General features: G+C 71.8%; 26 protein-coding genes. 12 read left to right on the top strand and 14 right to left on the bottom strand.

From position 1 onward, the window contains the following. Positions 1 to 5: 5 nt before the first annotated feature. Positions 6 to 899, top strand: a complete 894-nt coding sequence (locus AB0C01_RS32375; protein ID WP_357572936.1) for a transketolase — start codon at positions 6 to 8, stop codon at positions 897 to 899. Here the strand turns inward: AB0C01_RS32375 and AB0C01_RS32370 are convergent. Beyond that, complete coding sequence (locus AB0C01_RS32370; protein WP_357242650.1) at positions 885 to 1592, bottom strand: glycosyltransferase family 2 protein; 708 nt, start codon at positions 1590 to 1592, stop codon at positions 885 to 887. The genes AB0C01_RS32375 and AB0C01_RS32370 overlap by 15 nt on opposite strands. Positions 1593 to 1716: 124 nt before the next feature. Between AB0C01_RS32370 and AB0C01_RS32365 the strand changes: the two genes are divergently transcribed. Continuing rightward, positions 1717 to 3951, top strand: a complete 2235-nt coding sequence (locus AB0C01_RS32365; RefSeq protein WP_357572935.1) for a glycosyltransferase family 39 protein — start codon at positions 1717 to 1719, stop codon at positions 3949 to 3951. A 140-nt stretch (positions 3952 to 4091) separates the two neighbouring features. Next, on the top strand, positions 4092 to 5693 hold the full coding sequence (locus tag AB0C01_RS32360) for a ricin-type beta-trefoil lectin domain protein (protein WP_357242656.1): 1602 nt from the start codon (positions 4092 to 4094) through the stop codon (positions 5691 to 5693). A gap of 31 nt (positions 5694 to 5724) precedes the next feature. Here AB0C01_RS32360 and AB0C01_RS32355 read toward each other — a convergent pair whose 3' ends face one another. From AB0C01_RS32355 to AB0C01_RS32330, 6 genes are all read right to left on the bottom strand, one after another. Continuing rightward, a complete protein-coding gene (locus AB0C01_RS32355; RefSeq protein WP_357242659.1) occupies positions 5725 to 6324 on the bottom strand; it encodes a hypothetical protein in 600 nt (199 codons plus the stop codon). A 56-nt stretch (positions 6325 to 6380) separates the two neighbouring features. Beyond that, the gene (locus tag AB0C01_RS32350; RefSeq protein ID WP_357242661.1) at positions 6381 to 7844 is read right to left on the bottom strand and encodes a HAMP domain-containing sensor histidine kinase; all 1464 of its coding nucleotides are present in this window, start codon (positions 7842 to 7844) and stop codon (positions 6381 to 6383) included. Beyond that, positions 7837 to 8529 carry a response regulator transcription factor gene (locus tag AB0C01_RS32345; protein WP_357242664.1) on the bottom strand — a complete coding sequence of 231 codons (693 nt, stop codon included), beginning with the start codon at positions 8527 to 8529 and terminating at the stop codon, positions 7837 to 7839. The genes AB0C01_RS32350 and AB0C01_RS32345 overlap by 8 nt, the downstream gene beginning before the upstream one ends. A gap of 85 nt (positions 8530 to 8614) precedes the next feature. Further along, a complete protein-coding gene (locus AB0C01_RS32340) occupies positions 8615 to 9121 on the bottom strand; it encodes a hypothetical protein (RefSeq protein WP_357242667.1) in 507 nt (168 codons plus the stop codon). 111 nt (positions 9122 to 9232) lie between these two features. Beyond that, a complete protein-coding gene (locus AB0C01_RS32335; RefSeq protein WP_357572934.1) occupies positions 9233 to 10240 on the bottom strand; it encodes an aminoglycoside phosphotransferase family protein in 1008 nt (335 codons plus the stop codon). Positions 10241 to 10317: 77 nt separating this feature from the next. After that, positions 10318 to 11490 carry an acetyl-CoA C-acyltransferase gene (locus tag AB0C01_RS32330; protein WP_357572933.1) on the bottom strand — a complete coding sequence of 391 codons (1173 nt, stop codon included), beginning with the start codon at positions 11488 to 11490 and terminating at the stop codon, positions 10318 to 10320. A 229-nt stretch (positions 11491 to 11719) separates the two neighbouring features. Here AB0C01_RS32330 and AB0C01_RS32325 point away from each other — a divergent pair, with 229 nt between their 5' ends. Beyond that, a complete protein-coding gene (locus AB0C01_RS32325) occupies positions 11720 to 12145 on the top strand; it encodes a PH domain-containing protein (RefSeq protein WP_357242677.1) in 426 nt (141 codons plus the stop codon). Between the two features lie 67 nt (positions 12146 to 12212). Here AB0C01_RS32325 and AB0C01_RS32320 read toward each other — a convergent pair whose 3' ends face one another. After that, positions 12213 to 13124 (bottom strand): rhomboid family intramembrane serine protease, encoded by a 912-nt coding sequence (locus AB0C01_RS32320; RefSeq protein ID WP_357242680.1) that lies wholly within the window; start codon positions 13122 to 13124, stop codon positions 12213 to 12215. 100 nt (positions 13125 to 13224) lie between these two features. Next, on the bottom strand, positions 13225 to 13755 hold the full coding sequence (locus tag AB0C01_RS32315) for a peptidylprolyl isomerase (protein ID WP_203119037.1): 531 nt from the start codon (positions 13753 to 13755) through the stop codon (positions 13225 to 13227). Between the two features lie 84 nt (positions 13756 to 13839). Here AB0C01_RS32315 and AB0C01_RS32310 point away from each other — a divergent pair, with 84 nt between their 5' ends. Next, positions 13840 to 14634 carry a hypothetical protein gene (locus AB0C01_RS32310; RefSeq protein ID WP_357572932.1) on the top strand — a complete coding sequence of 265 codons (795 nt, stop codon included), beginning with the start codon at positions 13840 to 13842 and terminating at the stop codon, positions 14632 to 14634. A gap of 70 nt (positions 14635 to 14704) precedes the next feature. On the opposite strand, the gene corA is transcribed toward AB0C01_RS32310, so the two are convergent. The 4 genes from corA to AB0C01_RS32290 form a co-directional block, all read right to left on the bottom strand. Continuing rightward, the gene (corA, locus tag AB0C01_RS32305; RefSeq protein ID WP_357242687.1) at positions 14705 to 15853 is read right to left on the bottom strand and encodes a magnesium/cobalt transporter CorA; all 1149 of its coding nucleotides are present in this window, start codon (positions 15851 to 15853) and stop codon (positions 14705 to 14707) included. 322 nt (positions 15854 to 16175) lie between these two features. Beyond that, entirely contained in the window at positions 16176 to 17270 is a 1095-nt protein-coding gene (locus tag AB0C01_RS32300) for a PLP-dependent aminotransferase family protein (RefSeq protein ID WP_357242691.1), read from the bottom strand. A 106-nt stretch (positions 17271 to 17376) separates the two neighbouring features. Beyond that, a complete protein-coding gene (locus AB0C01_RS32295) occupies positions 17377 to 17835 on the bottom strand; it encodes an ester cyclase (protein WP_357242694.1) in 459 nt (152 codons plus the stop codon). A gap of 83 nt (positions 17836 to 17918) precedes the next feature. Beyond that, a complete protein-coding gene (locus AB0C01_RS32290; RefSeq protein ID WP_357572931.1) occupies positions 17919 to 18311 on the bottom strand; it encodes a CBS domain-containing protein in 393 nt (130 codons plus the stop codon). Between the two features lie 113 nt (positions 18312 to 18424). On the opposite strand from AB0C01_RS32290, the gene AB0C01_RS32285 reads away from it, so the two are divergent. The 5 genes from AB0C01_RS32285 to AB0C01_RS32265 all read left to right on the top strand — a co-directional run bounded on the left by AB0C01_RS32285 (position 18425) and on the right by AB0C01_RS32265 (position 22201). Further along, positions 18425 to 18874 carry an NUDIX domain-containing protein gene (locus AB0C01_RS32285; RefSeq protein WP_357572930.1) on the top strand — a complete coding sequence of 150 codons (450 nt, stop codon included), beginning with the start codon at positions 18425 to 18427 and terminating at the stop codon, positions 18872 to 18874. Further along, positions 18871 to 19638 (top strand): hypothetical protein, encoded by a 768-nt coding sequence (locus tag AB0C01_RS32280; protein WP_357572929.1) that lies wholly within the window; start codon positions 18871 to 18873, stop codon positions 19636 to 19638. The genes AB0C01_RS32285 and AB0C01_RS32280 overlap by 4 nt, the downstream gene beginning before the upstream one ends. Before the next feature lie 79 nt (positions 19639 to 19717). After that, positions 19718 to 20449, top strand: a complete 732-nt coding sequence (locus AB0C01_RS32275) for a phosphocholine cytidylyltransferase family protein (protein ID WP_357242706.1) — start codon at positions 19718 to 19720, stop codon at positions 20447 to 20449. Continuing rightward, entirely contained in the window at positions 20437 to 21504 is a 1068-nt protein-coding gene (locus AB0C01_RS32270; RefSeq protein ID WP_357242710.1) for an iron-containing alcohol dehydrogenase family protein, read from the top strand. Before AB0C01_RS32275 ends, AB0C01_RS32270 begins: the two co-directional genes overlap by 13 nt. Beyond that, the gene (locus AB0C01_RS32265) at positions 21479 to 22201 is read left to right on the top strand and encodes a CDP-alcohol phosphatidyltransferase family protein (protein ID WP_357242713.1); all 723 of its coding nucleotides are present in this window, start codon (positions 21479 to 21481) and stop codon (positions 22199 to 22201) included. Before AB0C01_RS32270 ends, AB0C01_RS32265 begins: the two co-directional genes overlap by 26 nt. Before the next feature lie 167 nt (positions 22202 to 22368). Here the strand turns inward: AB0C01_RS32265 and AB0C01_RS32260 are convergent, their stop codons facing one another. Then, positions 22369 to 23634: a glycosyltransferase gene (locus AB0C01_RS32260; protein ID WP_357572928.1), complete on the bottom strand. Its 1266-nt coding sequence runs from the start codon at positions 23632 to 23634 to the stop codon at positions 22369 to 22371. A gap of 24 nt (positions 23635 to 23658) precedes the next feature. On the opposite strand from AB0C01_RS32260, the gene AB0C01_RS32255 reads away from it, so the two are divergent. Both AB0C01_RS32255 and AB0C01_RS32250 read left to right on the top strand, forming a co-directional pair. Next, positions 23659 to 24519, top strand: coding sequence for a DNA-formamidopyrimidine glycosylase family protein (locus AB0C01_RS32255; RefSeq protein ID WP_357572927.1), 861 nt, complete (start codon positions 23659 to 23661; stop codon positions 24517 to 24519). A 264-nt stretch (positions 24520 to 24783) separates the two neighbouring features. After that, positions 24784 to 26355, top strand: coding sequence for a sugar transferase (locus AB0C01_RS32250; RefSeq protein ID WP_357244027.1), 1572 nt, complete (start codon positions 24784 to 24786; stop codon positions 26353 to 26355). The last annotated feature ends 91 nt before the right edge of the window (positions 26356 to 26446 follow it).

Here is a 26446-nt window from a genome sequence, read left to right as displayed (position 1 = left end):
CCGCCATGCGTGCGGCCTTCATCGACAGCACCGCCACGCTCCTCGACGAGGATCCGCGTACCGCGCTCGTCGTGGCCGACATCTCGGCCAGCCAGTTCGCTCCGGCCGCTCGACGGCACCCGGATCGGGTGCTCAACGTCGGCATCCGGGAGCAACTCATGATCGGTGTGGCCGGCGGGCTCGCCCTGACCGGGCTCCGCCCGATCGTGCACTCGTACGCGACGTTCCTGGTGGACCGGGCGTACGAGCAGATCAAGTTGGATCTGGACCACCAGGGGGTGGGCGCGGTCCTGGTCAGCATCGGCGCGTCGTACGACGGGTCGGCCGAAGGCCGGACCCACCAGTCACCGGGGGACGTGGCCCTCTTCGACTCTCTCGGCGACAGCTGGACGGTGCGGGTGCCCGGCCACCCGGACGAGGTCGCGCCGCTGCTCCGGCACGCCGCGGCCAGCGACGACCCGGTCTACCTGCGGCTCAGTGAGCAGCGCAACGCCGAGGCGCACCCGAACGCGGACCGGCTACGGATGCTGCGGCAGGGCGGGACGAACGCGCCGCTGGTGGTGGCCGTCGGGCCGATGCTCGATGCCACGTTGGCGGCGACCGAGGGAATGGACGTGACAGTCGCGTACACCCACACGCCCCGGCCGTTCGACACCGCGGGGCTGCGGGCGCTCGCCGGGACCGACGTGGTGCTTGTCGAGCCGTACCTGGCGGGCACGTCGAGCGCGATCGTCAGCCGGGCGATGGCAGACGTGCCGCACCGGCTGCTCACGCTCGGGGTGGGTCAGACCGACCTACGGCGCTACGGAAGCCCGGCCGACCACATCCGGTGGCACGGCCTGGACGCCGCCGGTCTCCGGCGCTCGATCAGCGCGTTCCTGGGCTCAACGCGCGGCTGAGGTGGCGGGACGGCGGCGTGCGCGCTCGCGACCGAGGATCCAGATCGCCTCGACGCCGTCCTTCCAGGTGATCTTCTTGCCCTCTTCCCGGCCACGTGCCCGGTAGCTGATCGGCACCTCGTATGGCCGGATCCGCTGGCGCAGCAGCTTGCCGGTCACCTCGGCCTCCATGCCGAAGCCGCGCGAGCGCACCTGCAGCGACCGGTAGAGCGCCACCGGCATCAGCTTGAAGCAGGTCTCCAGGTCACCGATGTACGAGTTGAACAGCACGTTGGCCGCCATCGTGACGCCCTTGTTGCCCATCACGTACCAGAAGCTGTAGGCGCTGTGGCTGCCGAAGGTGCGGTTGCCGTAGACCACCTCGGCCCGCCCGTCGAGCACCGGGGCGAGCAGCTTGGGGATGTCCTGCGGGTCGTACTCCAGGTCGGCGTCGAGGATGACCATGTAGTCGCCCTCCGCGCTGTCGACGGCCGTCTTGATGGCGGCACCCTTGCCGGCGTTGCGCTGGTGGGTGATGACCCGCAGGCGTGCGTCGTCGGCGCGACCGAGGACCTCACCGGTGCCGTCCCGGCTCCCGTCGTCGACGACGACCAGCTCGATCTCGCACGGATAGTCAACTGCCAATGCCTGCTTGAGGGCGTCCGCGATGCGCTCTTCCTCGTTGAAGACCGGCATGAGGATTGAAAGCTTCACGGGAATCTCCACGGTGGCGACGACACGTCGGGGATAGCCTAGCCTGACTGGTCAGCGCGACGTGTGCCCCCACCGGCGGGCAGTCGACGTGGCGGTCCCAGGCCGATGGTGTTTACTTCCGGCCATGTCGGCTGCCGGCTCCCTGCTCGCGGTGGTGCCCGCCGCCGCGATGCTCCTGCTCACCGTCGCGACGAGGCCGCGCCGGGCCGCCGCGGTGGCGCCGCTACGGCTCGCGGTGATGCGCGCCGCCCTGGTCGGCGGGGCGTACGCGGTGCTCGTTGTCGAGCTGTTCGGCGCGGCGCACGTGCTGAACCGGCCGGCGTTCGCCGCCGCCTGGCTACTTTTTCTGCTCGTCTGCGCGGCGGCGGCGGGGCTGCGTTGGCGCCGCCGGGAGGCCATTCCCGCGCACCAGCCCGCCGCGGCGCTCCGGCCGGTACCGGTCGGGGCGGCGGTGTCCGCCGGCGCCGGCCCGGAGCTGCCCGCGCCGATCGCCGACGGCGGCCGGCCCGGACCCGACCACCGGCCGGTCCAGGTCGATCGGGTACGCGGCGGCCTGCTCGCCAGGGCTGTCGACACCTGGCGGACGGCGGGTCGGGGGGACCGCCTGCTCGCCGGCACGGTCGGCGGCCTGGTCCTGGTGGAGTTGCTCGTCGCGCTGCTGGCCGAGCCGAACAACTTCGACTCGCAGACGTACCACCTGCCGAAGGTGGAGCACTGGGTGGCCCAGGGCGATCTGGACTTCTGGCCGACAGCGATCCACCGGCAGGTGACCATCCCGCCCGGAGCCGAGTACCTGCTCCTGCACCTGCGCCTGCTGACCGGCGGGGACCACCTGTACAACCTGGTGCAGTGGGCCGCCGGGGTGCTCTGCCTGCTGGTGGCCGCACGGATCACGGCGCAGCTCGGCGGTGGCCGCCGGGCTCAGTTGATCACCGCGTTCGTACTGGCGACCACGCCGATGGTGGTGCTCCAGGCGACGAGCACCCAGACCGATCTGGTCTGTGCGGCATGGGTGGCGTGCGCGGCGACGCTGGTGCTGGACGGGCTGCGTCGGCGTACCGGCTGGGGCACCCTGCTCGGGTTGGGTGCGGCCGCCGGGCTGACCGCGGTGACGAAGACCAGCGGCCTGATCGCGGTGGGTCCGTTGCTGGTGCTCTGGGGGTTGGCGCAGCTCCGACTGGCCCTGGCCATCCGGGCACCGGCCGCCGGGGCGTCGACTGCTGGCGCGGTGCCGGCCTCCCGCCCGGCCCCGACGCACCGCCCGGTCGCTGGCGCGGCGCGTGTCGTCTGTGGTTCGGTGCTGATCGTGCTGGTGGCGGCCGTGGTCGTCGGCCCGTTCCTGGCTCGGGTGACTGCCGAGTTCGGGCATCCGCTGGGTCCGCCCCGGTTGCGGGAGTCGATCCCGATGGAGCGCCACGATCCACCGTCGATCCTGATCAACGCGTTGCGGATCGGGCACACGGCGTTCGACACGCCACTGGCACCGCTGCGTCAGCTCGGCGGGAAGGCGATCATCGGCGGGGCGGACGCGATCGGCGTCGACCCCCAGGACCGGGCGATCACCTTCGGCCGGGAGAGCTTCCCGGAGCCCGCCTGGTACCCGGACGAGGACCGGGTGGCGTTCCCGGTCGCCGGGGCGTTGGCGTTGATCGGCGCGGTGGTCGCGCTGGCCCGGCCGCGCCGGATCGACAGTGGGCAGGTCGGGCCGCTGCGCGCGTACGCGGTGGTGGTGCTGGCCACCGTCCTGCTGCACACCTCGATGATCAAGTGGCAGCCGTGGGGCAACCGGCTGCTGCTCTACGCGCTGGTGCTCGCCGTGCCGCTGGCCGGGCTGTGGTTGGACGCGCTGCTGCGCCGCCGGGCCAGCCGCGCAACCGGCACGGCCAGCGGTCGGCAGCGTTCGGTGGCCACTCTTGCGGTGGCCGTCGTGTTGGCCACCTCCGCGCTGGCCGGGGTGCTCGCCCTGTCGTACGGCTTCCCGCGCCGACTCGTCGGCTCCGGCTCGGTCTTCACCACCTCGGACTGGGACACCCGGTTCCTGCGCCGCCCGCAGTGGGCCGACGAGTTCCGTTGGGCCGCGGCGGCGGTTCGCGACAGCGGTGCCCGGCGGATCGGGCTGGTGGAGCAGAACGACAACTGGGAGTACCCGTGGTGGTTGGTGCTGCGCCAACCCGACGGCCGCTCGCCGGAGCTGGTGCCGTTGCAGTCGGTCCTGCCCGAACGGCCGCCGGCCGAGCCCACCTCGGTGGACGCGATCGTCTGCACCGGCAGTCGGCCGGCCTGCGCCAAGCTGGTTCCGGCCGGTTGGCGGTTGGAGTTTCGCGACTACGTCGGCTACGCGCTGCCACCCGGCCGGTGACCGAGCGCCCGGATCGTCCGATCCGGGCGGTTCGGCAGCCCGCGCGCAAGGATCCGAGGCGCATTCACATCCGTTGATCCGCACGTTACCGTCTGGTAACTCAGTCGACGTCCCGCGGCTGAGCCGAAAGGAGTGCGTCGATGCCTGCAATCCCCGCCAGGCCCGAACGCGCGACCCGACGACGGGCCAGCACCATCGCCGTCGCCGTCGCCGCTCTCGTCCTACCGATGCTCGCCGGACCGGCCACCCCCGCCACCGCCGCCGATCGGCCCGCCGTCCAGCCGCTCCCCGCCAACCTCGAAGCCGTCCGGGCCGCCGAAGCCACAGCCCTCTACGGCAGCCCCGCGATCCGTCCGATCGAGCAACGTCGCACCGCGCTGATCACCATGGGCGACAGTGAGATCTCCGGTGAGGGCGTCGGCAACTACGTCCCCGGCACCCACCAGGACGGCAACTGGTGCGACCGCTCGTACGACCAGGCGGTCTTCCGCACCGGCATCCCGTCGGACACGCAGTACAACATCGCCTGTTCCGGTGCCACCCCGTGGAACCTCATCGCCGGCGGACCGACCCAGCACAACGAGCTGAACCAGGGCGACCACCTGGGCATCAAGGCGCGCAACACGCACGTGAAGCTGATCTGGGTGGTGGTCGGCGCGAACGGTGACGGCACCATCCAGTTCGGCCCGGTCGCCACCGACTGCGCCGTCCGTCGGGTCCTCTTCCAGGGGCCCTGCTATCCCACCTACACCGACCAGTGGACGATCCGCACCGACGGCAGTCGGCAGGCCGTGACCGACGCGCTCACCGACATCCGGCAGACCATGACCGACGCCGGCTACCTGCGCTCGGACTACGAGCTGGTGCTCATGTCGTACCCGAGCCCGGGTAGCCCGGACGTGGAGGACAACCCGAACTTCCCCGGCTGGTACTCCGGTGGCTGCCTGCTCTACCTGGCCGACGCGGCGTTCGCCCGGAACAAGGCCGTGCCGCTGTTCGAGTCGGCGCTGCGGGCAGCCGCCGCGAACACCGGCACCCGCTACCTGGACGCCAGCCGACTCTTCCACGGCCACGAGGTGTGCACCGACAACACCTCGGTCCGCGGCCTCTTCATCGAGGTCGGGATCTGGAACGAGAACGCCGCCCGGCAGTCGTTCCACCCCAACGCCCGGGGGCACGGCATGTTCGCCCAGTGCATCACCCAGTTCTGGAACTCCGGCCAGGATCGGGCGAGCTGCGTCGACCCGGCCAGCACCGGCGGCGGCGTGCTCTACCCCGGGCTGCTGGAGTTCGGGCAACTGCGCAACCTGGCCACCGGCACCTGCGTCGACGGCAGGGGGTACGACTCCCGCAACGGCACCGTGCAGCAGCCGCACGCCTGTCACGGTGGCCGTAACCAGGGCTTCTGGTACGACTCGGCCCGACGGTCACTGCACTCGGAGCTGTCCCACGACCGTTGCCTGGACGTCTCGAACAGCTCGATGACCTCGGGCACGGCGGTCAACATCTACGACTGCAACGGCACCGGCGCCCAGCAGTTCGTCTTCGTCGGCAACCAGCTCCGGCCGGCAGCGGCGAGCAACCTCTGCGTGGCGTTCGACAACCCGTTGCTGGGCAGCTCCCGCCTGCGGTTGGCGAGTTGTTCCAGCAGCACCCGACAGCAGTGGTCGTTCGAGGCCCGCACCGCCGCCAACCCGGTCGGCTACGGTCACGACGACTTCATCGGCTCCCGCGTCTACTGAGGGAAGGGGCCTCGGCTGAGGCCCCTTCCGCTCACTTGGCGCCGGGGATGAGGATCAGCCGGGCCACTCCCTTGTCGCCGTCCTTGGCACCGGCGACGCCGACCGTCGCGCCGACCTTCACCTCGCTCGGCTGCACGGTGGCGCGGCGCTCGACGACCCGCAGATCGTCGCCGAAGCTCCAGGTCAGGGTGAAGCCGTCGGTGGACTTGACGGTCATCGAGTCGCCGTTGATCGCGGTCACCTCGCCGCGCTGCACGGTGACGGTCTGCGTACCGCCGTCCTTCGCCTTCACCACCGCCTCACCGTGCAGGGTGTTCCTGCGCAACAGCACGCGGGCCTGGTGGCGCTTGCGCCACTCCTCGCCGCGCTTGTCCCGGGCCTTGTCCTTGGCCGTGGGGGAGGCACCCGGCGTCGGGGTGGCCGGCGCGGCGACGGTCCGCACGTCCAACTCGTCGGGGTCGAAGCCCATCGCGGTCAGCGCCTGACCCTCCACCCCCAGGGCGGCGGCGACGTCGACGGCGGCGTCCCGGGCGGGCTGGCTGGCCACCTCGGCCGCACCGCAGCCGGTGACGCCCAGTGCGACCGCCGCGAGCAGTGCCGTGGTGCCGGTGGCGAATCCCCAACGTGGCATGACGTTCCCTCTCGTCCGTGGAGTCCTCAGCATTCCCGCCGAGGACGAGCGGAGCGTCAGGCCGATGTTCGAGTCAGGTAAGGATCACCGGGTAGCCGGACCGTGAAGGCCGCGCCGCCCTCCGGCGCGTGACCCGCGGCGATCTCCCCGCCCAGCCGACGGACCAGGCCGGCGGCCAGCGCCAACCCCAGCCCGCTGCCCACCTTGCGCACCCCCCGGTACCGCTCGTGCAGCGCACCGCGCTCGAACGCCACCGCCAGGTCGTCGTCGGTGAAGCCGGGTCCGCCGTCCCGGACCTCCAGCTCACCGCCGGAGGCCGGGTCCGCGGCCGGCCGGACCGCGAGCACCACCGGCGACCCCGGGGGTACGACCCGCAGCGCGTTCTCCAACAACCCGTCCAGCACCTGCCGGATCCGCCCCGGATCGGTGTACGCGGGCACCGGCCGACCGGGCGTCTCCAACCGGAACGGCACCCCCACCGCCGCGCACCGACCGGCCCAGGTCGGCTCCGCGTGCACGGCCAGCTCGGTCAGGTCCACCGGCACCGGTTCCAGCGGGAAGTCGGCGGCCTCCAGTCGGGCCAGCGCCAGCAGGTCCCCGATCAGCCGGTCCAGGTGTTGGGCCTCGGTCAGCATCGTCCGACCGGTGTCCACCGTGTCGTCCGCGCCGAGCACCCCGTCGGCGAGCGCCTCGGCGTACCCCCGGATCGCGGTCAGCGGGGTGCGCAGCTCGTGCGAGACGGACAGCAGGAACTCCCGCTGCCGGCCCTCGCTGGTGGCCAGCGCGCCGGCCAGACCGTTCAACGCCTCGGCCAGGTCGGCGACCTCGTCCGGTGACTCGACAGGTATCCGGACGGCGCGGTCGCCGGCGCGTAGCCGGGCGGCGGCGGTGGCCGCCACGCGGATCGGCCGAGCCAACCGGCGGGCCAGCAGCAGCCCGGCGACCACACCGGCGGCCAACCCGGCCAGCAGCGGCAACCAGAGGCTCAGCAGCACCTGTGCCCACAACCCGGGTGACGCCGCACGGGAGAGCACCACCCCGTTGCCGTTGGGTAGCGCCCGGCCCTCGACCAGGGCACGCTCCCCGTTGACGACGCGCCGCACCGACACGTTGCGGCCCTGTTCGATCCGCTGCACCACCCTGGGTGGCAGGCCCGGCCGGTCGACCGCCCCGCGCCGGATCAGGTACGCGTCGATGCCCTGGTTGCGGAGCTGCTGGATGAGCCGCTCCTCGTCGGCGCTGCGACCCCGGTCCAGGCGGGTCCGCAGCACCTCGGCGGCCAGCCGGGCCTGGGCGGCGAGCGCTTCCTGATCGCGTCGCTCCGCGCCACGGATCGCCAACGGCACCGCGACGATGGCGGTGACCAGCACCGACACCAGCGCCACCGCGCAGGTGACGAGCACCGCGCGGGCGGTCAGCGTACGGCCGAGTCGGCCTCGTCGAGGTGCGGCGGGCGGGCCGGCGCCGACCACCGGCAGGGTCATGGTCGGCGACCCGACGCGCCCGGAGTGGTCAGGCATCGACCGCGTACCCGACGCCACGGTGGGTCTTGATGACGCTGGCCGGGCCGAGTTTCGCCCGCACCTGGGCGACGTGCACGTCGACCGTGCGGGTGCCGGCGTGCGCCGCGTAACCCCAGACCCCGGCCAGCAGCTCCTCCCGGGTGAAGACCCGACCGGGCCGGGCCATCAGGTGCGCCAGCAGGTCGAACTCGGTGGAGGTGAGCTGCACCGGCGCGCCCGCGGCGGTGACCGTGCGCCGCGCCGGGTCGAGCGTCACCGGGCCGACGACCCGCGGCCGGTCCGCGCCCTCCGGGCCACCGGCGGAGCGCCGCAGCACCGCGCGCACCCGGGCGACCAACTCCCGGGGGCTGAACGGCTTGGTGACGTAGTCGTCGGCGCCCAACTCCAGGCCGACGATCCGATCCACCTCGTCGTCCCGGGCGGTGAGGAAGATGACCGGGGTCCAGTCGCCCGCCTCGCGCAGCCGGCGGCAGATCTCGGTGCCGGGCAGGCCCGGTAGCGCGATGTCCAGGACGCAGGCCACCGGGCGTAACCGGCGAGCCGCGTGCAGACCGGCCTCACCGTCGCGTTCCAGGTGGACGCCGAATCCGTCCCGGGCGAGGTAGAGCCGGACCAGGTCGGCGATGGCCGGCTCGTCCTCGACCACGAGGACGAGCCCGCGGTGCGGCGGTTCGACGGTCACCGGCCCATGATTGCCGACGGCGGGGCTCGGCGCGATCGGCGCGTGTTCGAGTTCGGTAAAGGCGTCGCGAAGGTCGGGTGTCAGCTCACCAGGACGGAGCGAACATGCCGGGCCGCGAGTCGGCCGGGGCGTCACCGATGCTGGCGACGACCCGGGCGCCGGGCGGCCGCAGGCGGGTCCGGAACGCCTGGTTGAGCAGCGCGTCGAGCTGCCAGACCTGCTTGGGGTGGCTGGTGCGGATCAGGAACCGCTCACGGATCCCGTCGATCGCGGTGGCCGCCATCTCGACCGAGTGCAGTCGGGGGTCCGGGCTCCAGGTCACGTTGCTCAGCTCGCGCAGCTCGGTGTTGAGGTGCAGGCGCAGCCGGTGCAGGAGACGGGTCTGCTGGGTCACCACCAGCCGACGGTGCGTGAGCAGTAGGAGGTAGTCGCCGGTGACCGGGCGGTCGGGGCGGCTGCAACGGGTGACCAGGATGGTGGCGTCACCGGAGCCGACGCAGCGCCGGAAGACCGGCATGTGCCGGCTCACCGTCTGCACGGCCAGGCCAGCCTCGGAGGCGGCCGGGAGGAACGTTCGGGAGAAGACGTCCATGACCTGCCCAACGACGCCACCAGCGGGGTGACGTGGGTCACGCCGTTTTTTTGGAAGTTCCACGCCGCGTGTCGCACTGCCTGTCCGACTTCCGACTCGGACGGATCATGGTCAGGAGTTGGGCCGAATCGGGCTGGCGGCGAACAGCTCCGACAACCAACCGGGGACCGCGGCAGCGTACTCGGACCGCGACTCCTCGGTGGTGTCCAGGGCTCGACGCCAGGAGAGCGACCGGCTCACCGGCCCCAGGGTGATCGCCAGGTCGGCGGCCTCCAGGAGGGTCCGCCGGTCGTACCGGTCGGTCCACGCCTCCAGGTAGGCGTCCCGCAACCGGGCCAGCCCGGCGTCGTCGACCGCCAGCTCGTCGGCGTACCGGATGGAACGCAGGGTCACCAGCAGCGTGCCGAACGGGTGCGCCACCGAGGCGTCCCCCCAGTCGAAGTAGCGGTACCCGTCCGGACCGGCGAAGACATTGTCGTCGTGCAGGTCGTCGTGCTGCACCGTGGCCGGGATGCCGAACTCGGCGAGCCGACGGCACCGCTCGGCGTACGACGGCACCTCCGCCCGCAGCCGGTCGTACATCTCGGGGTCGAGCCCCTCCTCCGCACCGAGCAACAGCGACGCGCGGTCGTCGAGCAGCTCGACGAAGAGGTCGGCGAGCACCTCGGGCCGATGGTCCGGTACGCCGGAGGCGACCAGCTCGTCGGCCTGCGCCGCGGTGGCCAGTTGGAGGGCGGCGTACCCGGGCAGCGCCCGCTCCCAGTGCGTCAGGTCCGGGTCGCGGCCCAGCAGGCCGCGCAGTGACTCGCCGCCGTCGGGCAGCAACGACCAGCCCCGCTCCGGGTCCACCGCGATCGGGGTGAGCACCCGTTCCGGCGTGAGCCGGGCCAGTCTCGCGATCAGGGCGGCCTCGTGCGCCGTGCCCCGATTGTTGGCCTTGAACCAGACCGGACCACCGTCGGTGGGCACCCGCCACACCAGCGACCACGGACGGACCCGCGGCTCCACCGGCCCGGTCACCCGCCGACCCGCGCGGGTCAACTGCTCGTCGACCCAGGACCGGGCCTGCGTCCGCCACTGCTCTCCGGACCAGTCCGCGGCACGCTCGATCGTCGTCACGCTGGGCACCCTAGGCCGTCGTCCGGGAGTTGGGGACCCCTTTTCCGCACCGCCCGGACGTGTGGGCGGAGGTGTCCTCAGATCAGCTCGACGATCGTGGCGTTGGCCATGCCGCCACCCTCGCACATGGTCTGTAGGCCGTAGCGGATCCCGTTGTCCCGCATGTGCTGGAGCATGGTGGTCATGATCCGGGCGCCGGAACCACCGAGCGGGTGACCGAGGGCGATCGCCCCGCCGCGCGGGTTGAGCCGCTCCGGGTCGGCCTCGGTCTCCGCCAGCCACGCCAGCGGGACCGGGGCGAACGCCTCGTTCACCTCGTACACCCCGATCTCCTCGATGCCCAGCCCCGCGCGGCGCAGCGCCTTCGCGGTGGCCGGGATGGGTGCGGTGAGCATGGTGACCGGGTCGTCGGCGGCGACCACGGCGGTGTGGATCCGAGCAAGCGGACGCAGGCCGTGCCGGCTGGCCCAGTCGGAGGTGGTCACGGCGAGCGCCGCCGCGCCGTCGGAGATCTGGGACGCGGAACCGGCGGTCACCACACCGTCGGCGCGGAACGGCGTGGCCAGTTCGCCCAGCTTCTCCAGGGAGGTCTCCCGGCGGATGCCCTCGTCGGCGGCGAACTTGCCCCCATCGCCCAGCGGCACCGGGGTCAGCTCCGGATCGAACGCCCCGGCGTCCTGTGCGGCGGCTGCCTTCTCGTGGCTGGCCAACGCGAACTCGTCCAACTGGGTGCGCGAGAGGCGCCACCGCTGGGCGATCAGTTCGGCCCCGACCCCCTGGTTGAACGGCAGCGGCGCGTCGTCGGCGAAGCCCTCGACGCCTCGGTAGCGGGCGCGCAACTGGTCGCTGAACGGCATCCCACCGGCCACGCTGGAGCCCATCGGTACCCGGGTCATCGACTCGACACCGCCGGCCACAACCAGGTCGGCCTGGCCGGAGAGCACGGTCGCGGCGGCGAAGTGCAGGGCCTGCTGGCTGGAGCCGCACTGCCGGTCCAGGGTCGTGCCGGGCACCGTCTCGGGCCAGCCGGCGGCGAGCACGCCGTTGCGGGCGATGTTCCACGATTGCTCGCCGACCTGGGACACGCAGCCCCAGAGGACGTCGTCGACCTGCTCCGGGTCGATCCCGGTGCGCTCGGCGAGGGCGCGCAGCACGTGCGCCGAGAGATCTACCGGGTGGACGTCGGCGAGGCTGCCCCGCCGCCGTCCGACCGGGGTGCGCACCGCGCCGACGATGACCGCGTCACTCATGTTTACTCCCCGGTAACCTGGGCTGCCCCGATCCTACGTCCTCCCTGGAGCGGCTGACTGCCCCCGGGCTGCTCTCCCTCCACCGGCACGCCGGTGCGCCCGAGCCGGTCGGGCACGAGCGCGGGCCGGGCGGGCATTCGCGGGCCGGGCGGGCATTCGCGGGCCGGGCGGGCATTCGCGGGCCGGGCGGGCACTGCCGGGAGCCGGCAGCCGCTGGCATGCTGAGCGGGTGGATGAAATCTCCCCGGTCCGGCAGTGGCGAGTGCCGGCGAGCCTACCGGCGGCGAAGCTGGCCGGTGGGGTCCTGCTGGTCGCGCTCGGGCTGCTCTTCGCCGACGGCGACCCGGTGCGGTTGGTGCTGGCCGTCCTGGCCGCCGCCGCGCTGGCTGTCTGGGCGGTACGCGACCTGATCGCACCGGTCCGATTGGCGGCGGATCCGGCCGGACTGACCGTCATTCGCGGGTTCGCTGGTCGCCGACTGCTGCCCTGGCCGGCGATCGAGGCGATCACCGTGGACCGGCGACCGCGACTGGGGCTCACGTCCGAGGTCCTGGAGATCGACGCGGGCGAGTCACTGCACCTCTTCGGCCGATACGACCTGGGCGCCACCCCGGAAGAGGTCGCCGCCGCGCTACGCGCCGCCCGCCGCTCCTGACACCCGGAGATCTTGGAAGGAAACCGCCCTCCGGGGGCACCTTCCTTCCAAGATCTCGATCGAGAGGTCAACCGAGCAGGGCGGCGGTGCGGAAGAGGACCAGGCCCAGCAGGATCAGCAGGATGATCGCCCCGCCGGCGACCTGCACCAACGTGCGTCGACCACGCGGCGCGTACGCGAGCACCAGCGCCATCAGCGCGCCGACCACCAGGCCACCCAGGTGCCCGGGGATCGAGATGCCCGGAACGGCGAGCGTGAACACCAGGTTGATCACCAGGATCGGGATGATCTGGGAGATGTCCCGACCCATCTTGCGCTCGATGATGAGCAGTGCGGCGAAGAGCCCGAAGATCGAGGTCGACGCCCCGGCGGTGGCCGAGTTCTGGGCGCTGAACAGGTACGCGGCCACGTTGCCGCCGAGGCCCGCGATCAGGTAGAGCGCGGCGAACCGCACCCGGCCGAGGCTGGCCTCCAGGGATCGGCCGAGCACCCACAGAGCCCACATGTTGAGCAGCAGATGGACCACGCCGTAGTGCAGGAACATCGCGGTGACCAGCCGGTACCACTGGCCCTCGGCGATCCCGCCGAGCGTGCCGTCGGGCAGGACCGCCAGTCCGAGCACCGACCCCCAGTTGGTCAGCGGCGTGCCGCCGCCCATCAGACCGCCGAAGCCGGAACCGCCCACCGCCGCGTCCCCACCTCGGTCGGAGGCGATGGACAGCAGCATGAGCAGCACGTTCAGCGCGATGAGCGCCTTGGTGACATAGCCGTGCCGGCCGGCGGCACCGCCACCGAAGGCGGTACGCGCCGGCCGGACACTGCGACGTCCCTCGTTGACGCACTCCGGGCACTGGTGCCCGACGGACGCCTCCCGCATGCAGTCCGGGCAGATCGGCCGGTCGCAGCGGGTGCACCGGACATAGGTCTCCCGGCCGGGGTGCCGGTAGCAGACCGGGGTGGTCGGCGGAGACTCGCTCACCGGGCCGACCCTCCGTCCACCGCCGCGCGATCCACCGACTCCGGCCGGTGCGGTGCTCCGGAGCGCTCAATCATGCGAGCAAAGGTACCTCGCGAATCGGTCAGGAAGCAGACCGCTCGATCTCGACCCGCTCGATGACGACGTCCTGGAGGGGACGGTCGCTCGGGCCGGTCGGGGTGCTGGCGATCGAGTCGACGACCTTCACCGACTGCTCGTCGGCAACCTGGCCGAAGATCGTGTGCCGGTTGTTGAGGTGCGGCGTCGGGGACACGGTGATGAAGAACTGCGAACCGTTGGTGCCCGGTCCGGCGTTCGCCATCGCCAGCAGGTAGGGACGGTCGAACCGCAGCTCCGGGTGGAACTCGTCGGCGAACTTGTAGCCCGGTCCGCCCCGACCGGTGCCGGTCGGGTCGCCCATCTGGACCATGAAACCGCTGATCACCCGGTGCGAGATGGTGCCGTCGTAGTACGGCCCACTGCCCGGCTGACCGGTGCGCGGGTCGGTGTACTCACGGTTGCCCTCGGCCAGGTCGACGAAGTTGCGGACGGTCTTCGGCGCGTGGTTGGGGAAGAGCTCCAGCCGGATCGGGCCAGCGTTGGTGTGCAGGGTGGCGTAGACAGCCTCGGCCACGGGTACTCCTCACTCGTTGGTCAGTTCCATGCGGATCCTCCCATGTGCCCGATCTGGCATCGCGGAGGCATCCGTTGGTGGAGGATGACGAAGGAACAACTCCCAGGAGGTAGGACCGTGTTTGGATTCGGGCGGCGTAAGTCCCAGGGGCAGTTGGCCAAGGCCGAGCTGAACCAGAGCATCAGCCACCTGATGCAGGCAGCCAACCACGCGGCGAAGGGTGCTGGCGCGACCGTCGGTCCGCGGGTCCAGGTAGCCCGGGGCTACGTCGGGCCGGCCGCGGCGAGGGTTCGCGACCAGGCGTCGACCGGCTGGGGGACGACACTCACCACGCTGGCACCGCTGGCCGCGGCGGCCCGTGACGGCGCCGCGCAGGCAGGGCCGCTGACCAGGAAGGCCAAGTCGAAGACCATGCGGATCACCGGTAAGAAGAAGCAGCCGCGCCGTCGCGGCTCGATGATGACCGGCCTGCTGGCCGCGGGTGTCGTCGCCGGCCTGGCCGGCGCAGTGGCGATGCGCCGTCGCCGGGAGCAGCAGGAGTGGGCCGAGTACGACCCGACCCGCAACCTCGAACCGATGCGCGACGAGGTCGACTCGATCGAGGTGCGCACGCCGTCCGCCCCCAAGGGGACCGACGGGGCGGCCATGGCCGGCGCGGCGGGGATGGCCGGCGCGGCGGGGATGACCGGCGCGGGCAGCTCGGCGGTGGCCGGCGGCAGCAGCGCCAGCACCACCGCCCCGGCGAAGCAGACCGGGATCCGCCCGACCGACAAGGTCCCCTCGGTCGCCGAGGGCGCCACGGACGTCACCGGTCGGCCGACCGACGACCTCACCAAGGCACTGGGCAAGGACACGGCCCGCACCAACGGCCGCCGCTGACCCAGCGACAACACGTTCAGGTGCCGGCGAGCGGGCTGCCCCCGCTCGCCGGCACCTGAACGTGTCGCGGTCAGAGCCAGCCGTTGCGGCGGAACCAGCGGTAGAGGGCCAGTGAGACGCCGAGCATGAGGGCCAGGGCCACCGGATAGCCGTACGTCATCTTCAGCTCGGGCATGTTGTCGAAGTTCATGCCCTCGACGCCGGCGATGGAGGTCCAGACCGCGGCGATCGCCGCCCAGGCGGCGATCTTGCGCATGTCGTTGTTCTGGTCGACGGTGACCTGGGCCAGCCGTGCCTGGAGGATCGAGTTCAGCAGGTCGTCGTAGGAGTTCACCTGCTCCACGGTGCGGCTCAGGTGGTCCTGCACGTCCCGGAAGTACTTGCGGATCTCCTTGGGCACGTCCCGGTTGACCTGGGAGGTCAGCGTCATCAGCGGCCGTTGCAACGGCACCACCGCCCGCTTGAACTCCACCAGCTCCCGCTTCATCTGGTAGATCCGCTGGATCCGCCCGTGGCCCTGCCGGTCGAAGACCTCCGCCTCCAGCACGTCGAGGTCGTCCTCGATCTGCTCGGCCACCTCCAGATAGAGGTCGACCACCCGGTCGGTCACCCCGTACGCCACCGCCCACGGGCCGTGCAGCAGCAGATCGTGCTTGGTCTCCAGGTCGGCGCGGATCGGGGCGAGCCGGCAGGCATCACCGTGCCGGACGCTGATCACGAAGTTCGGGCCGATGAAGAGCATCACCTGCCCGGTCTCCACGACCTCGGAGTTCTCGGTCAGCTCGGCGTGCTCGCAGTACCGCGCCGTACGCAGCACCAGGAAGACGACGTCGCCGAACCGCTCCAGCTTCGGGCGCTGCTCGGCCTTCACGGCGTCCTCGACGGCCAGCTCGTGCAGACCGTAGGTCTCCGCGATGGCGGTCATCTCGGCCAACTCGGGCTGGTGCAGACCGAGCCACACGAAGCCGTGTTCCTCGCGGCGGGCCGCGGTCAGCGCGTCGGCGTACGTCCAGTCACCGGGTTGCCGCTTGCCGTCGACGTAGAGCGCGCAGTCGACCACGGCGCTGCGGTCGGTGCCAGTGGGCGCTGGCACGGGCGGCGAGCCGTCGGCGTTGAGGATCCGGGTCATCGCCCGGACCGGGGAGGGCCACGCGCGAGGCCGTAGCACCCGACCCGTGGTCGGCGGTGCCGTCCGGTCCCGCTCTGTGCGATCCGTCATCGCGTCACCTCCCACGCTCGGCTGCGGCTTGCAGGCTACGCCGACCGCGGTCCGGGTCACGTGTGACGGCGGTCGCGTGGGGCGGCGCCGGGCGGGCCGGGCCGCATCGGGGGGTGTGCGGGGACGACACGGCCCACCCGGCACCTGTGGGGGCGGGAGGTTGTGCTGCCGCGGCACCCAGGTCGTCGCCGGTCCGAAGGCCGCGAGTGACCTCCGTAACAGCTGATGGGTGACGCTCGCAGCATTGTGGGCCGCCGACCGCCCCGGGCGGGAGCCCCGAGGCGGTTGGCGTCGTCGTTCTGTCGGGAACCCGACAGACGGCTCAGGTGCGGACCGCCTCGACGGCCTCGGCGAGCCGACGGACACCCTCGTCGATCTTGTCGGCGGTCACCGCCGAGAAGGCCAACCGAAGGGCGTGCCGCCCGCCTTCCAGCACGAAGTCACTGCCCTTGACCACGGCGACCCCCCGCTCGGCCGCCGCCGGGGCGAGCCGATCGACGAGCACGTCCTCCGGGAACTCGACCCAGAGGAAGTAGCCGCCGTCGGGCTCCACGAACCGCGCCTGCGGCAGGTGCCGGCGCAGCGACTCGGCGAGCACCCGGGCCCGCTCGCCCAGCGCCGCCCGGACCGTCTCGATCGAGCGGTCGATGTCACCGGAGACGCAGAACTGGTGCACGATCGCCTGCGACACCATGCCCGGGGAGATGTAGAGGCTCGTCGCGTTCTTGGCGATGTCGGCGATCAGGTCCGCCGGGCCGACCAGGTATCCGACCCGAACACCCGGGCAGACCGTCTTGGTGAAGCTCGACGCGTGCACCACCACGTTGCGGGTGTCCAGCGAGAGCATCGACGGCAGCGCCTCGCCACGGAACCGGACGTCCGCGTACGGGTCGTCCTCGAAGATCGTGAACTCGTACTCGGCGGCCAGGTCGAGCAACTCCCGACGCTTCTCCAGCGAGAGCGTCATGCCGGCCGGGTTCTGGTAGTTCGGAATGACGTGCGCGAGCCGGGGCCGCACCCCGGACTCCAGCAACTTGCGCAGCTCGGCGGTGTCGAGCCCATCCGGCTGGACCGAGATGCCGTGCAGCTCACTGCCCATGCGCTGGAGGTTGAGCAGCGTCCGGTCGTACGTCGGGCGTTCCACCACCACCGCGTCGCCGGGGCGGACCAGGTGGTCGAAGAGGAACGCGTCGGCCTGAAGCGACCCGTTGGTGACCAGCACCTGGTCGGCCTGGACGCCGTGCTTGTCGGCGATCCACTTCCGCAGCGGAAGGTAACCGACGGAGGTGCCGTACGCCGTGACCCCCGCGGGGTCGGCGTCGAAGGCGCGGACGGCGGCGGCCTTGAGCCCCTCGACATCGACGATGTCCAGCGAGGGAGCCCCACGGGCAAAGGAGATCAATTGCTCGGCGGTCATGGATGTTGAGCGTACGGGCGGCGACGGGGGACGCGCGGACGGCACGGCGATGTCCGCATCCTGAGCCACCGGGACGGGTGACCCGACTCCACCGGTCGGCGACAGATCAGACCGGAAGTGCGAGCGCGTCGTGGTGCGCCACCCGGGAAAGTCCCTCAAACTGCACGCCGAGCGCGTCGAGGAGCTGGCTCCAGTCGAAGTAGGAACGCCAGGCGGTGATCCGACCATGACGAGCCCGGACCACGTCGGCCACCTCCCAGCTCACCAACCGGCCGGTGGGCGCGACGGTGCCGTACGGCGAGTGCAGCGTGCCGGTGTGGGTGCCGGTCAGGCGCAGCTCGACGGCCGCCCCGCCGCCCGTACGGACCGCGCCGATCGGGTCCACCCGCAGGTCCGGGAAGGCACCGGTCCAGGTACGCAGCAGCGCGGGCAACTCGATCGGGCGGACCGTCACACCCGGCATGGCGTAGAACGCCTCCGGGGCGTAGAGGTCGGGTAGACGGGCCACGTCCCGCGACAGGAGCATGGCGTACTGCTGCTCGACAAGGCGCTCCGCGTCACGCATCGGGCCCTCCCTCGCGGGCCACGGCACCTCCGCGCCCGCAGGGGATCCTTACCCGTCGATCCGGCCCGCCACACCTGCTCGGCTCAGGTCGTGACCGCCACCTGACCCTCCGACCAGACCCGCATGATGTCCCGCACGGAGATCACCCCGGCGACCTCGCGGCCGTCCAGCACCACCAGATGCCGGAATCCACCACGGGCCATGGCCGCGGCCGCCTCGGCCACCATCCATTCCGGCCCCGCGTAGACCACGTCCCAGGTCAGATGGGCACCGGTGCGTTCCACGTCGCAGTCCAGGCCGGCGCCGATGGCCTTCAACACGTCTCGTTCGGTCATGATCCCGACCCCCTCGGAGTCCGGGTCGATCACGACGGCCGACCCGACACCGCGGGCCGACATCATCCGGGCCGCCTGGCGAAGCGTGTGCTCCGGACCGACGACGAGAACCTGGCTGGACATGGCATCCCGTACCTGCATCACACATCACTCCTTTGGGACGGTGGCCTCCGGTACGGACATGGTCGTCCGTGGATGTTTCCGGGACAAGACCGAACATCGCCGTACCGGCGGCCGCTCGCTACTGTCGGACCGTGTCCACCGAGCCCCTGCGCTGCGCCGGCGCGCTGATCGTCGACCATGACGGCCGCATCTTCTTCCAGCGCCGCTCACCGCACCGACGCCTCTTCCCCGACTGCTGGGACATCGTCGGTGGCCACCTCGAACCAGGCGAGGACATCGACGAGGCGCTGCGCCGGGAGATCACCGAGGAGACCGGCTGGGTCCTCTCGCACGTCCTGGGCCAGGTGGGCGAGTACAGCTACGTCGGTGACGACGGTCTGGCCCGGACCGAGTACGACTTCCTGGTCCGGGTCGACGGTGACCTGGACCGCCCGACGCTGGAGGTCGGCAAGCACACCGAGTTCCGCTGGCTCGCCGAGCACGAGGTGGCCGTGCTGGACGAGCACCGCGACGTCAACGACGGGCTGATCCGACGGATCGCGGAGGAGGGCTTCGCCGTCCTGCGGTCGATCGGTCTGTGAACACCGTCGAGTTGGCGCCGCACCGCGTCGCCGGGCTGCTCGCCCCGGCCGTGGACCGGGTCTTCCGCGCCGGCATGCTGGCCGGCCGCGACTGCGGAGGCGCCGAGCTGAGCCAGCGCTACGGCGGAGTGACGGCGACCGGTTTCCTGGTCGACCTGCGTACCCGGCTGGCCGCACCCGGCGGTACGGTCGACGGAGCCGGGTTCGCGGCGATCACCCGGTACCACGACCCGGTCGTCTGCCGGCGGACCGTCGACAAGCAGGTCGCGCACGGGATGCTCCACCGCCGCCCGGACGGCTCGCTCTCTGCCACCGAGCGGGGCGCGGCCTTCCTCACCGAGCTGTACCAGGTGCACGCGGAGGTCACCGAGGAGCTGTGGGTCGGGCACGACGAGCGGGTGTCCCGGCTGGTCGCGCTGCTCGGCCGGCTGCTGTCGTACGCCCTGGTGCTGGCCGACGAGGAGGACGACCGGGGCGGCTCGGCCTTCGCCGCGATGGCACCCCCCTACGAACCGGACGGCACCCCTCCGGGTGTGCTGCTGCTCAACCGGCTCGGCACGCTGCGCTACCACCGCGCCGACGCGCACGCCGACGCCTGGGCCGCCGCCGGGCACACCGCATCCAGCATCACCGCTCTGCCGGCCGGCCCCGAACGGCTCGCCATCGAGCTGGAAACCGACCGACGGGCCGCCGGCCCGTACTCCGTGCTCAGCGCGGACGAGCGGCTGACCATGCTCGCCGACCTGGCCGCGCTGCCCGGCTGACCCGGTTGGCCGGAGCGGCGAGGCCAGCCGGCGCTATCCTCCAGCGGTGACCGGGAGCAGGACGAGGGAGGATGTCGCGATGATCGGAATGGTGCTCGCGGCCGGAGCGGGACGCCGGCTGCGCCCGTACACCGACACCCTGCCCAAGGCGTTGGTGCCGGTGGACGGCGAGACGACGATCCTGGACATCGCGCTGGGCAACCTGGCCGAGGTCGGGCTCACCGACATCGTGATCGTGGTCGGCTACGCGGCGGACGCGGTCCGCGAGCGGCAGGCCGACCTGGAGAAGAAGTACGGGGTGACGCTCACCCTGGTGCACAACGACAAGGCCGAGGAGTGGAACAACGCGTACTCGCTCTGGCTGGCCCGGGAGTACTTCGCGCGCGGGGTGCTGCTGGTCAACGGGGACACCGTGCACCCGGTGAGCATCGAGAAGACCCTGCTGGCCGAGCGCGGGCCGGGCATCCTGCTCGCGGTGGACACCCTCAAGCCGCTGGCCGAGGAGGAGATGAAGACCACCTTCGACGCCGCCGGCCAGCTCACCCGCATCACCAAGCTGATGGACCCGGGCGAGGCGTACGGGGAGTACATCGGCGCCACGCTCATCGAGCCGCAGGTCGCCGACGCGCTCGCCGACGCGCTGGAGGCGACCTGGCGGCGGGACCCGAACCTCTACTACGAGGACGGCTACCAGGAGTTCTCCGACCGCGGCGGGGAGGTGCGGGCGGCGCCGATCGGTGACGTCCCGTGGGTCGAGGTCGACAACCACGCCGACCTGGCCCGCGCACGGGAGATCGCGTGCCGCTACTAGCTCGGAGCGTCCTCACCCCACTGCACATCGACGTGCGACGGGGGGCGGTGGCCGACCTGGGCGCGATCCTGGCCGACGGGCGGATCTCCGCCGGCGGTGACGTCGCGGTCGTGGTCGGCCCCGGTCAGGGCACCCAGATCGCGGAGCTGATCCGACCGTCCCTGCGGACGGCGGACGTCTTCACCGTCTCCGGGGGGACGCTGGACGCCGCCGACGACCTCGGTGGCAAACTGCGCGCCCGGTCGTACGACGCGGTCGTCGGGATCGGTGGCGGCAAGACCATCGACGTGGCCAAGTACGCGGCCACCCGCCGGGGCCTCCCGATGGTGTCGGTGGCGACGAGCCTCGCCAACGACGGGATCGCCTCCCCGGTGGCCAGCCTCATCACCGACGGGCTCAAGGGCTCCTACGGCGTGCACATCCCGATCGCGGTGATCGTCGACCTGGACTTCGTGGAGAGCGGCCCGGACCGGCACAACCGGGCCGGTATCGGCGACGTGATCAGCAACATCAGCGCGCTGGCCGACTGGGAACTGGCCCGCCGGGTACGCGTCGAACCGTTCGACGGGCTCGCCGCCTCGCTGTCCCGGGCGGGTGCCGAAGCGGTGCTCAACCACCCCGGCGACATGGCCGACGACGCCTTCGTCACCGTGCTGGCCGAGGCGTTGATCTCCAGCGGCCTGGCCATGGCCATCGAGGGCACCAGCCGTCCGTGCAGTGGCGGCTGCCACGAGATCATGCACGCCATCGACGCGCTCTTCCCCGGCACCGCCTCACACGGCGAGTTGGCCGGGCTGGGCGCGCTGTTCTGCACCTGGCTGCGCGGGGACCTGCGCCGCTTCGGGGAGATGTCGGCCTGTCTGGCCCGGCACGGTCTGCCCCGGCTCCCCGCCGAGGTGGGGCTCAGCGACGACCAGTTCGTGGAGGCGGTGCAGTTCGCGCCGCGTACCCGACCGGACCGCTACACCATCCTCGAACACCTGGCGCTGTCGCCTACCGAGACCCGGGAGCGGCTGGCAGACTACGCCGGTGCAATCCGCGACCAGCTTGGCTGACCCCCGTCCCACCGTCGCCGACTTCCACCGGGTGAACCGGGGCGGCGGCCTGTTCAGCGAGTCGATCAGCCAGTGGCTGGGTGCCGTCTTCGCACTTGTCGCCCAGCGGCTCGGGCTGCGCCCCACGGCGCTCACCATCACCAACCTGGTGCTCGGGCTGGCCACCTCGGTCACCGTGGTGGCGCTCGCCGGCCCGGTCGCCGCCGGCGACACACCGGCCTGGGTGGTCGGCCTGCTCGCCCTGGTCGGCTGGCAGGTGGCGTACTCCCTGGACTGCGCCGACGGGCAGCTCGCCCGGGTGACCGGGCAGGGCAGCGCGGCCGGCGCCCGGATCGACGTGCTCTGCGACGTGGCCGCGCAGATCGCCCTGGTCGCCGCGCTGGCCGCCACCGCCGTGGCGCAGGAGCCGTCCACCCCGACCTGGCTGGTGGCGACGTTCGCGGGGACCTGGATGGTCAACCTGGTCACGTCGGTGATGCAGGCCGGCCCGAACGCCGCCAGCATGGTCACCTCGACCTCACTGCCGGTACGTCTCGTGAAGCTGGTCCGCGACTACGGCGCGGTGGTCTTCGTGGCCGCCCTGGTGCTCGCCGTGGCCCCCGCGCTGGTCCTCTGGGTGCTCGTCGCGTTCACGATCGTCAACGGTGGCTTCCTGCTGGCCAGCATCGCCTTCTCCGCCCGCGCCTCCCTCCGCTGACCCACCCCGATCCGCACCGGACCGCCAAGATCGCGCTCGATCCAGGATCTAGTGGCCTCGGAGCAGCCGGATGGGACTACATCCTGGTTCGAGCGCGATCATGCCCAGGCAGGGGCGGTCACGGCGAGGGGGCGCCTGCGCGTCGACGGCGCGGGCGGGACCGGGGTTCAGACGCGGTTGGGGGTGCGGGCAAGGCCCGCGTAGATGTCGATCAGCTGCTTGGTGACCACGTCGGGGTGGAAGATCCGCTCGTAGCGGGCGCGGGCGGCCACGGCCAGTCCGGCCGCACCGGCGCGGGCGACCGGTAGGGCGGCGGCCAGCGCGGCCGGCTCCGGTGCGACGACCCAGCCGGCCTCGCCCACCTCGATGCCGACCGGCATGGGCGACCCGCCGCCGACGACCGCGGAGGCCACCTCGGCCGGGCCGGTGCCGGCGGGCTCGTGCGGGGCGTCGGCCCCCACCAGGTAAGGAATGCCGCCCAACGCCGTACCGAGCACCGGCCGGCCGTTCGCCAACGCCTCGATGATCACGGTGGGCAGCACGTCGTGCCACATCGCGGCGGCGATCACCACCGCGCTCGCCTCGACGGCGGCCTGCACGCCGGCCCGGTCGAGCTGACCGAGGTAGACCACGTCGGGTCGCTCGGCGGCGGCGGCCTCCACCAGCGGGCGCAGCTCCCCGTCGCCCGCCACGCGGAGCGTGCCCAGCGAGCCCACCGGGTGCCGCCGCCAGGCGTCCAGCAGCAGGTCGACGCCCTTCTCCGGAGAGAGCCGGGCCATATAGAGGAACCCGTCCCCCAGTGGCGCCGGCCGACCCGGGTCGGGTACGGAGTTCGGCTTCACCACGATGCGTTCGTCCGGAATGCCGTAGTCGCGGAGGTGATCGGCGATCGCCGAGGTGAGCGCGACGTACCGATCGACCGAGCGCCAGGTGCCCCGGTGCACGGCCAGGGTGGTCGCCATCAACGCGCTCTGCGCCGCCGAGTCGCGGTAGCAGCGGTGCTTGATCGCCGGCACCCCCAACACGCGACCCTTGCAGTCCTGACAGATCACGCCGTCGCGGAAGTAGATCCCCGACGAGCAGACCTGCCGGTAGTTGTGCACCGTCTGCACCACCGGCACGCCGTGGCGGTGCGCGGTCCGCACCACCCAGGGCGAGATCAGGGGGTACGGGTTGTGCAGGTGCAGGACGTCCGGTCGGCGCTCGGTGAGCAGCCGGCTCAGGTCGTGCTGGGCACGCGGCGCCCAGATCGGCGAGATCGGCAGCAGCGCCTTCGCCGCCTTCGACATCGACGGGATCTCGTCCGAACTGCGGATGAAGGGCAGCACCTCGACGCCGGCGGCGGTGAGCTGGGCGATCTCCGAGTCGACGATGGTGTTCTCGCCGGAGGGTTGGGCTTCCCGATACCGGTTGTGCGCCACCACGATTCTCACGGGAAGAAAGGCTACCGTTGACTGGTGCCCGAACTACCGGAGGTTGAGGCGCTCGCGGGTTATCTGCGACAGCGCGCGGTGGGCCGGCGCGTCGATCGGCTGGAGATCGCCGCGATCAGCGCCCTGAAGACGTACGAACCGGCACCGACCGAGGTCGCCGGCCGGGCGGTGGTCGACGCCGGCCGGCACGGCAAGTTCCTCGACGTGCTCTTCGAAGGTGACCTGCACCTCGTGGTGCACCTGGCCCGGGCGGGCTGGCTGCACTACCGGGAGGCGTTCCCCGCCACCACGCCGCTGCGTCCCGGCAAGGGTCCGATCGCGCTGCGCGTACGCCTGGACGACGGCTCCGGTTTCGATCTCACCGAGGCCGGCACCCAGAAGAAGCTGGCCGCGTACCTGGTCACCGACCTGGCGGCGGTGCCCGGGGTGGTCAAGCTGGGTCCGGACGCGCTCGCCGCCGACCTGCCCACCTTCGCCGAGCGACTGCGCAGCCGGCGGGGGCAGGTCAAGGGGGTGCTGACCGACCAGTCGGTGCTGTCCGGGGTGGGCAACGCGTACTCCGACGAGATCCTGCACGCCGCGAAGCTGTCCCCGTTCGCGATCACCGATCGGCTCACCGACGCCCAGATCGCCACCCTGCACGCGGCCACCCGGCAGGTCCTCGGCGACGCGGTCGATCGGTCCCTCGGTCAGCGGGCTGCGGAGCTGAAGGGCGAGAAGCGCTCCGGGTTGAAGGTGCACGCCCGCACCGGGCTGCCCTGCCCGGTGTGCGGGGACACCGTGCGTGAGGTGTCCTTCGCCGACTCCAGCCTCCAGTACTGCGCGACGTGTCAGACCGGCGGCAAACCGCTCGCTGACCGACGGTTGTCCAAACTTGTACGGTGAGTAATTCCACTCGGCGACTACGCAGCGGAATCGCCCACGGTGAGCGGAAGCTCCGGTCCGCCGTTCTGGCCACGCGCGCATCCATCGGTATAGTGGCCCGGTCCCCGGCTTCTGAAATGGTGCGGAGCCGGCCAGATCGCACCGGCACCATCGCTCGCCAATCTCCTTCGGGGCGGCGACCGGTCGGAGCCCGCGTGGGAGACTGGGACGGTGGGCGACCCGGGTCCTCACTCCGAGTGAGCGGCCCGTGTCATGCGGGAGGACATGGGTGAGGTGACGGCAAGCCTCCAGCGCCCGGTAACCAACGAAGGCCGGAGCAGACTCGTGCGGCACGTCGACAGCTTCGAGATCCAGCCGCCGACGCCGCCGTCTCACAACGGCGTCCCCCGGTCGGCGTGGACGAGGTCGCGTCGCCGGGTCTCCCGCTGGCACCGCCCCTACATCGCCGTCCTGCTGCTGCTCGACTTCGGCGCGGCGGCGTTCGCGAGTTGGATCGCGATCCAACTGTTCGACCAGGCCGCCTCCGGGTTCAACGACCTCAAGCAGGACCCGACCTGGTTCCACACCGTCTCCTACCTGCTGCTCCCGCTCGGCTGGGTGGTCATCCTCTGGAGCAACCGGGCCTACGACCGGCGCTATCTGGGGCTCGGCCCGGACGAGTTCAAGCGGGTCATCCGCGCTGCGGTGACCGTCGCCGCGAGCGTCTCGTTCCTCGCGTTCGCCACCAAGACCGCGCTGTCCCGCTGGACGGTCGGCACGGCGCTGCTCGGCGCGTTGCTGTTGATCCTGTGGGGCCGTTTCGTGGCCCGCTGGGCGCTGCACTACATCAGGCGACGCGCCGGCCAGGCCGCCCACCGGATGGTGCTGGTCGGCACCCTGCCGGAGTGCCTGGAGGTCTACGCGGCGGTCACCCGCAGCCCGGCCGCCGGGCTGATGCCCGTCGCCATCCACATCACCGACGGGTACGCGGCGGCCCGAGGCATGCCGACGCCGGTCCCGGTGTACGCCGGACGTGACGTCCTCGCTCTCGTCCGTGAGGTCGGCGGGGACACCATCGCCGTCTGCGGGTCGGCCAGCGCGGAGCCGGGTGAGCTGCGCCGACTGGCCTGGCAGTTGGAGGGCTCCGGCGTCGATCTGGTGGTCGCCCCGCAGTTGACCGACATCGCTGGCCCCCGGGTGCACATCCGCCCGATCGAGGGTCTGCCGCTGCTGCACGTCGAGGAACCGACCCTCTCCGGGCCGGCGCTGCTGGCCAAGAACCTGATGGACCGGGTCGCCGCCGGCCTCGGCCTGCTGGTGCTGGCCCCGCTCTTCCTGGGCATCGCCCTGGCGATCCGGATCTCCGACCCCGGGCCGGTCTTCTTCCGCCAGCCCCGGGTGGGGCACGAGGGGCGCACGTTCCGGGTGTGGAAGTTCCGGACCATGTACGTCGATGCCGAGGACCGGCTGGCCAGCCTGGTCGACCGGAACGAGACCGACGGCATGCTGTTCAAGATGAAGCAGGATCCCCGGGTCTTCCCCGTGGGCCGCTTCCTGCGGGCCTCCTCGCTGGACGAGCTGCCGCAGCTGATCAACGTGCTCTGGGGGGAGATGTCGCTGGTCGGGCCACGCCCGTTGCCGGCCGACGACGGCGACTTCCTCGGTGACGTACGCCGGCGGCTGCTGGTCCGCCCCGGCATGACCGGCCTGTGGCAGGTCTCGGGCCGCTCCGACCTGTCCTGGGACGAGTCGGTCCGGCTGGACCTCTACTACGTCGACAACTGGTCCTTGGCGTACGACCTGAGCATCCTGTGGCGCACGGTCGGCGTGGTGCTCGCCCGCAAGGGCGCGTACTAGGGCGTGTCTTCAAAGGCTCACAACCATTGGAGTAGCGCGGCGATGGTGACTGTGGCCTGGAACGAGGTCGCGGTCTTGTCGTAGCGGGTCG

The organism is Micromonospora sp. NPDC048905 (assembly GCF_040649655.1).
GTDB lineage: Bacteria > Actinomycetota > Actinomycetes > Mycobacteriales > Micromonosporaceae > Micromonospora.
The sequence above is the reverse complement of the archived record's forward strand: the minus strand, read 5'-3'. Positions and strand labels throughout refer to the sequence as shown.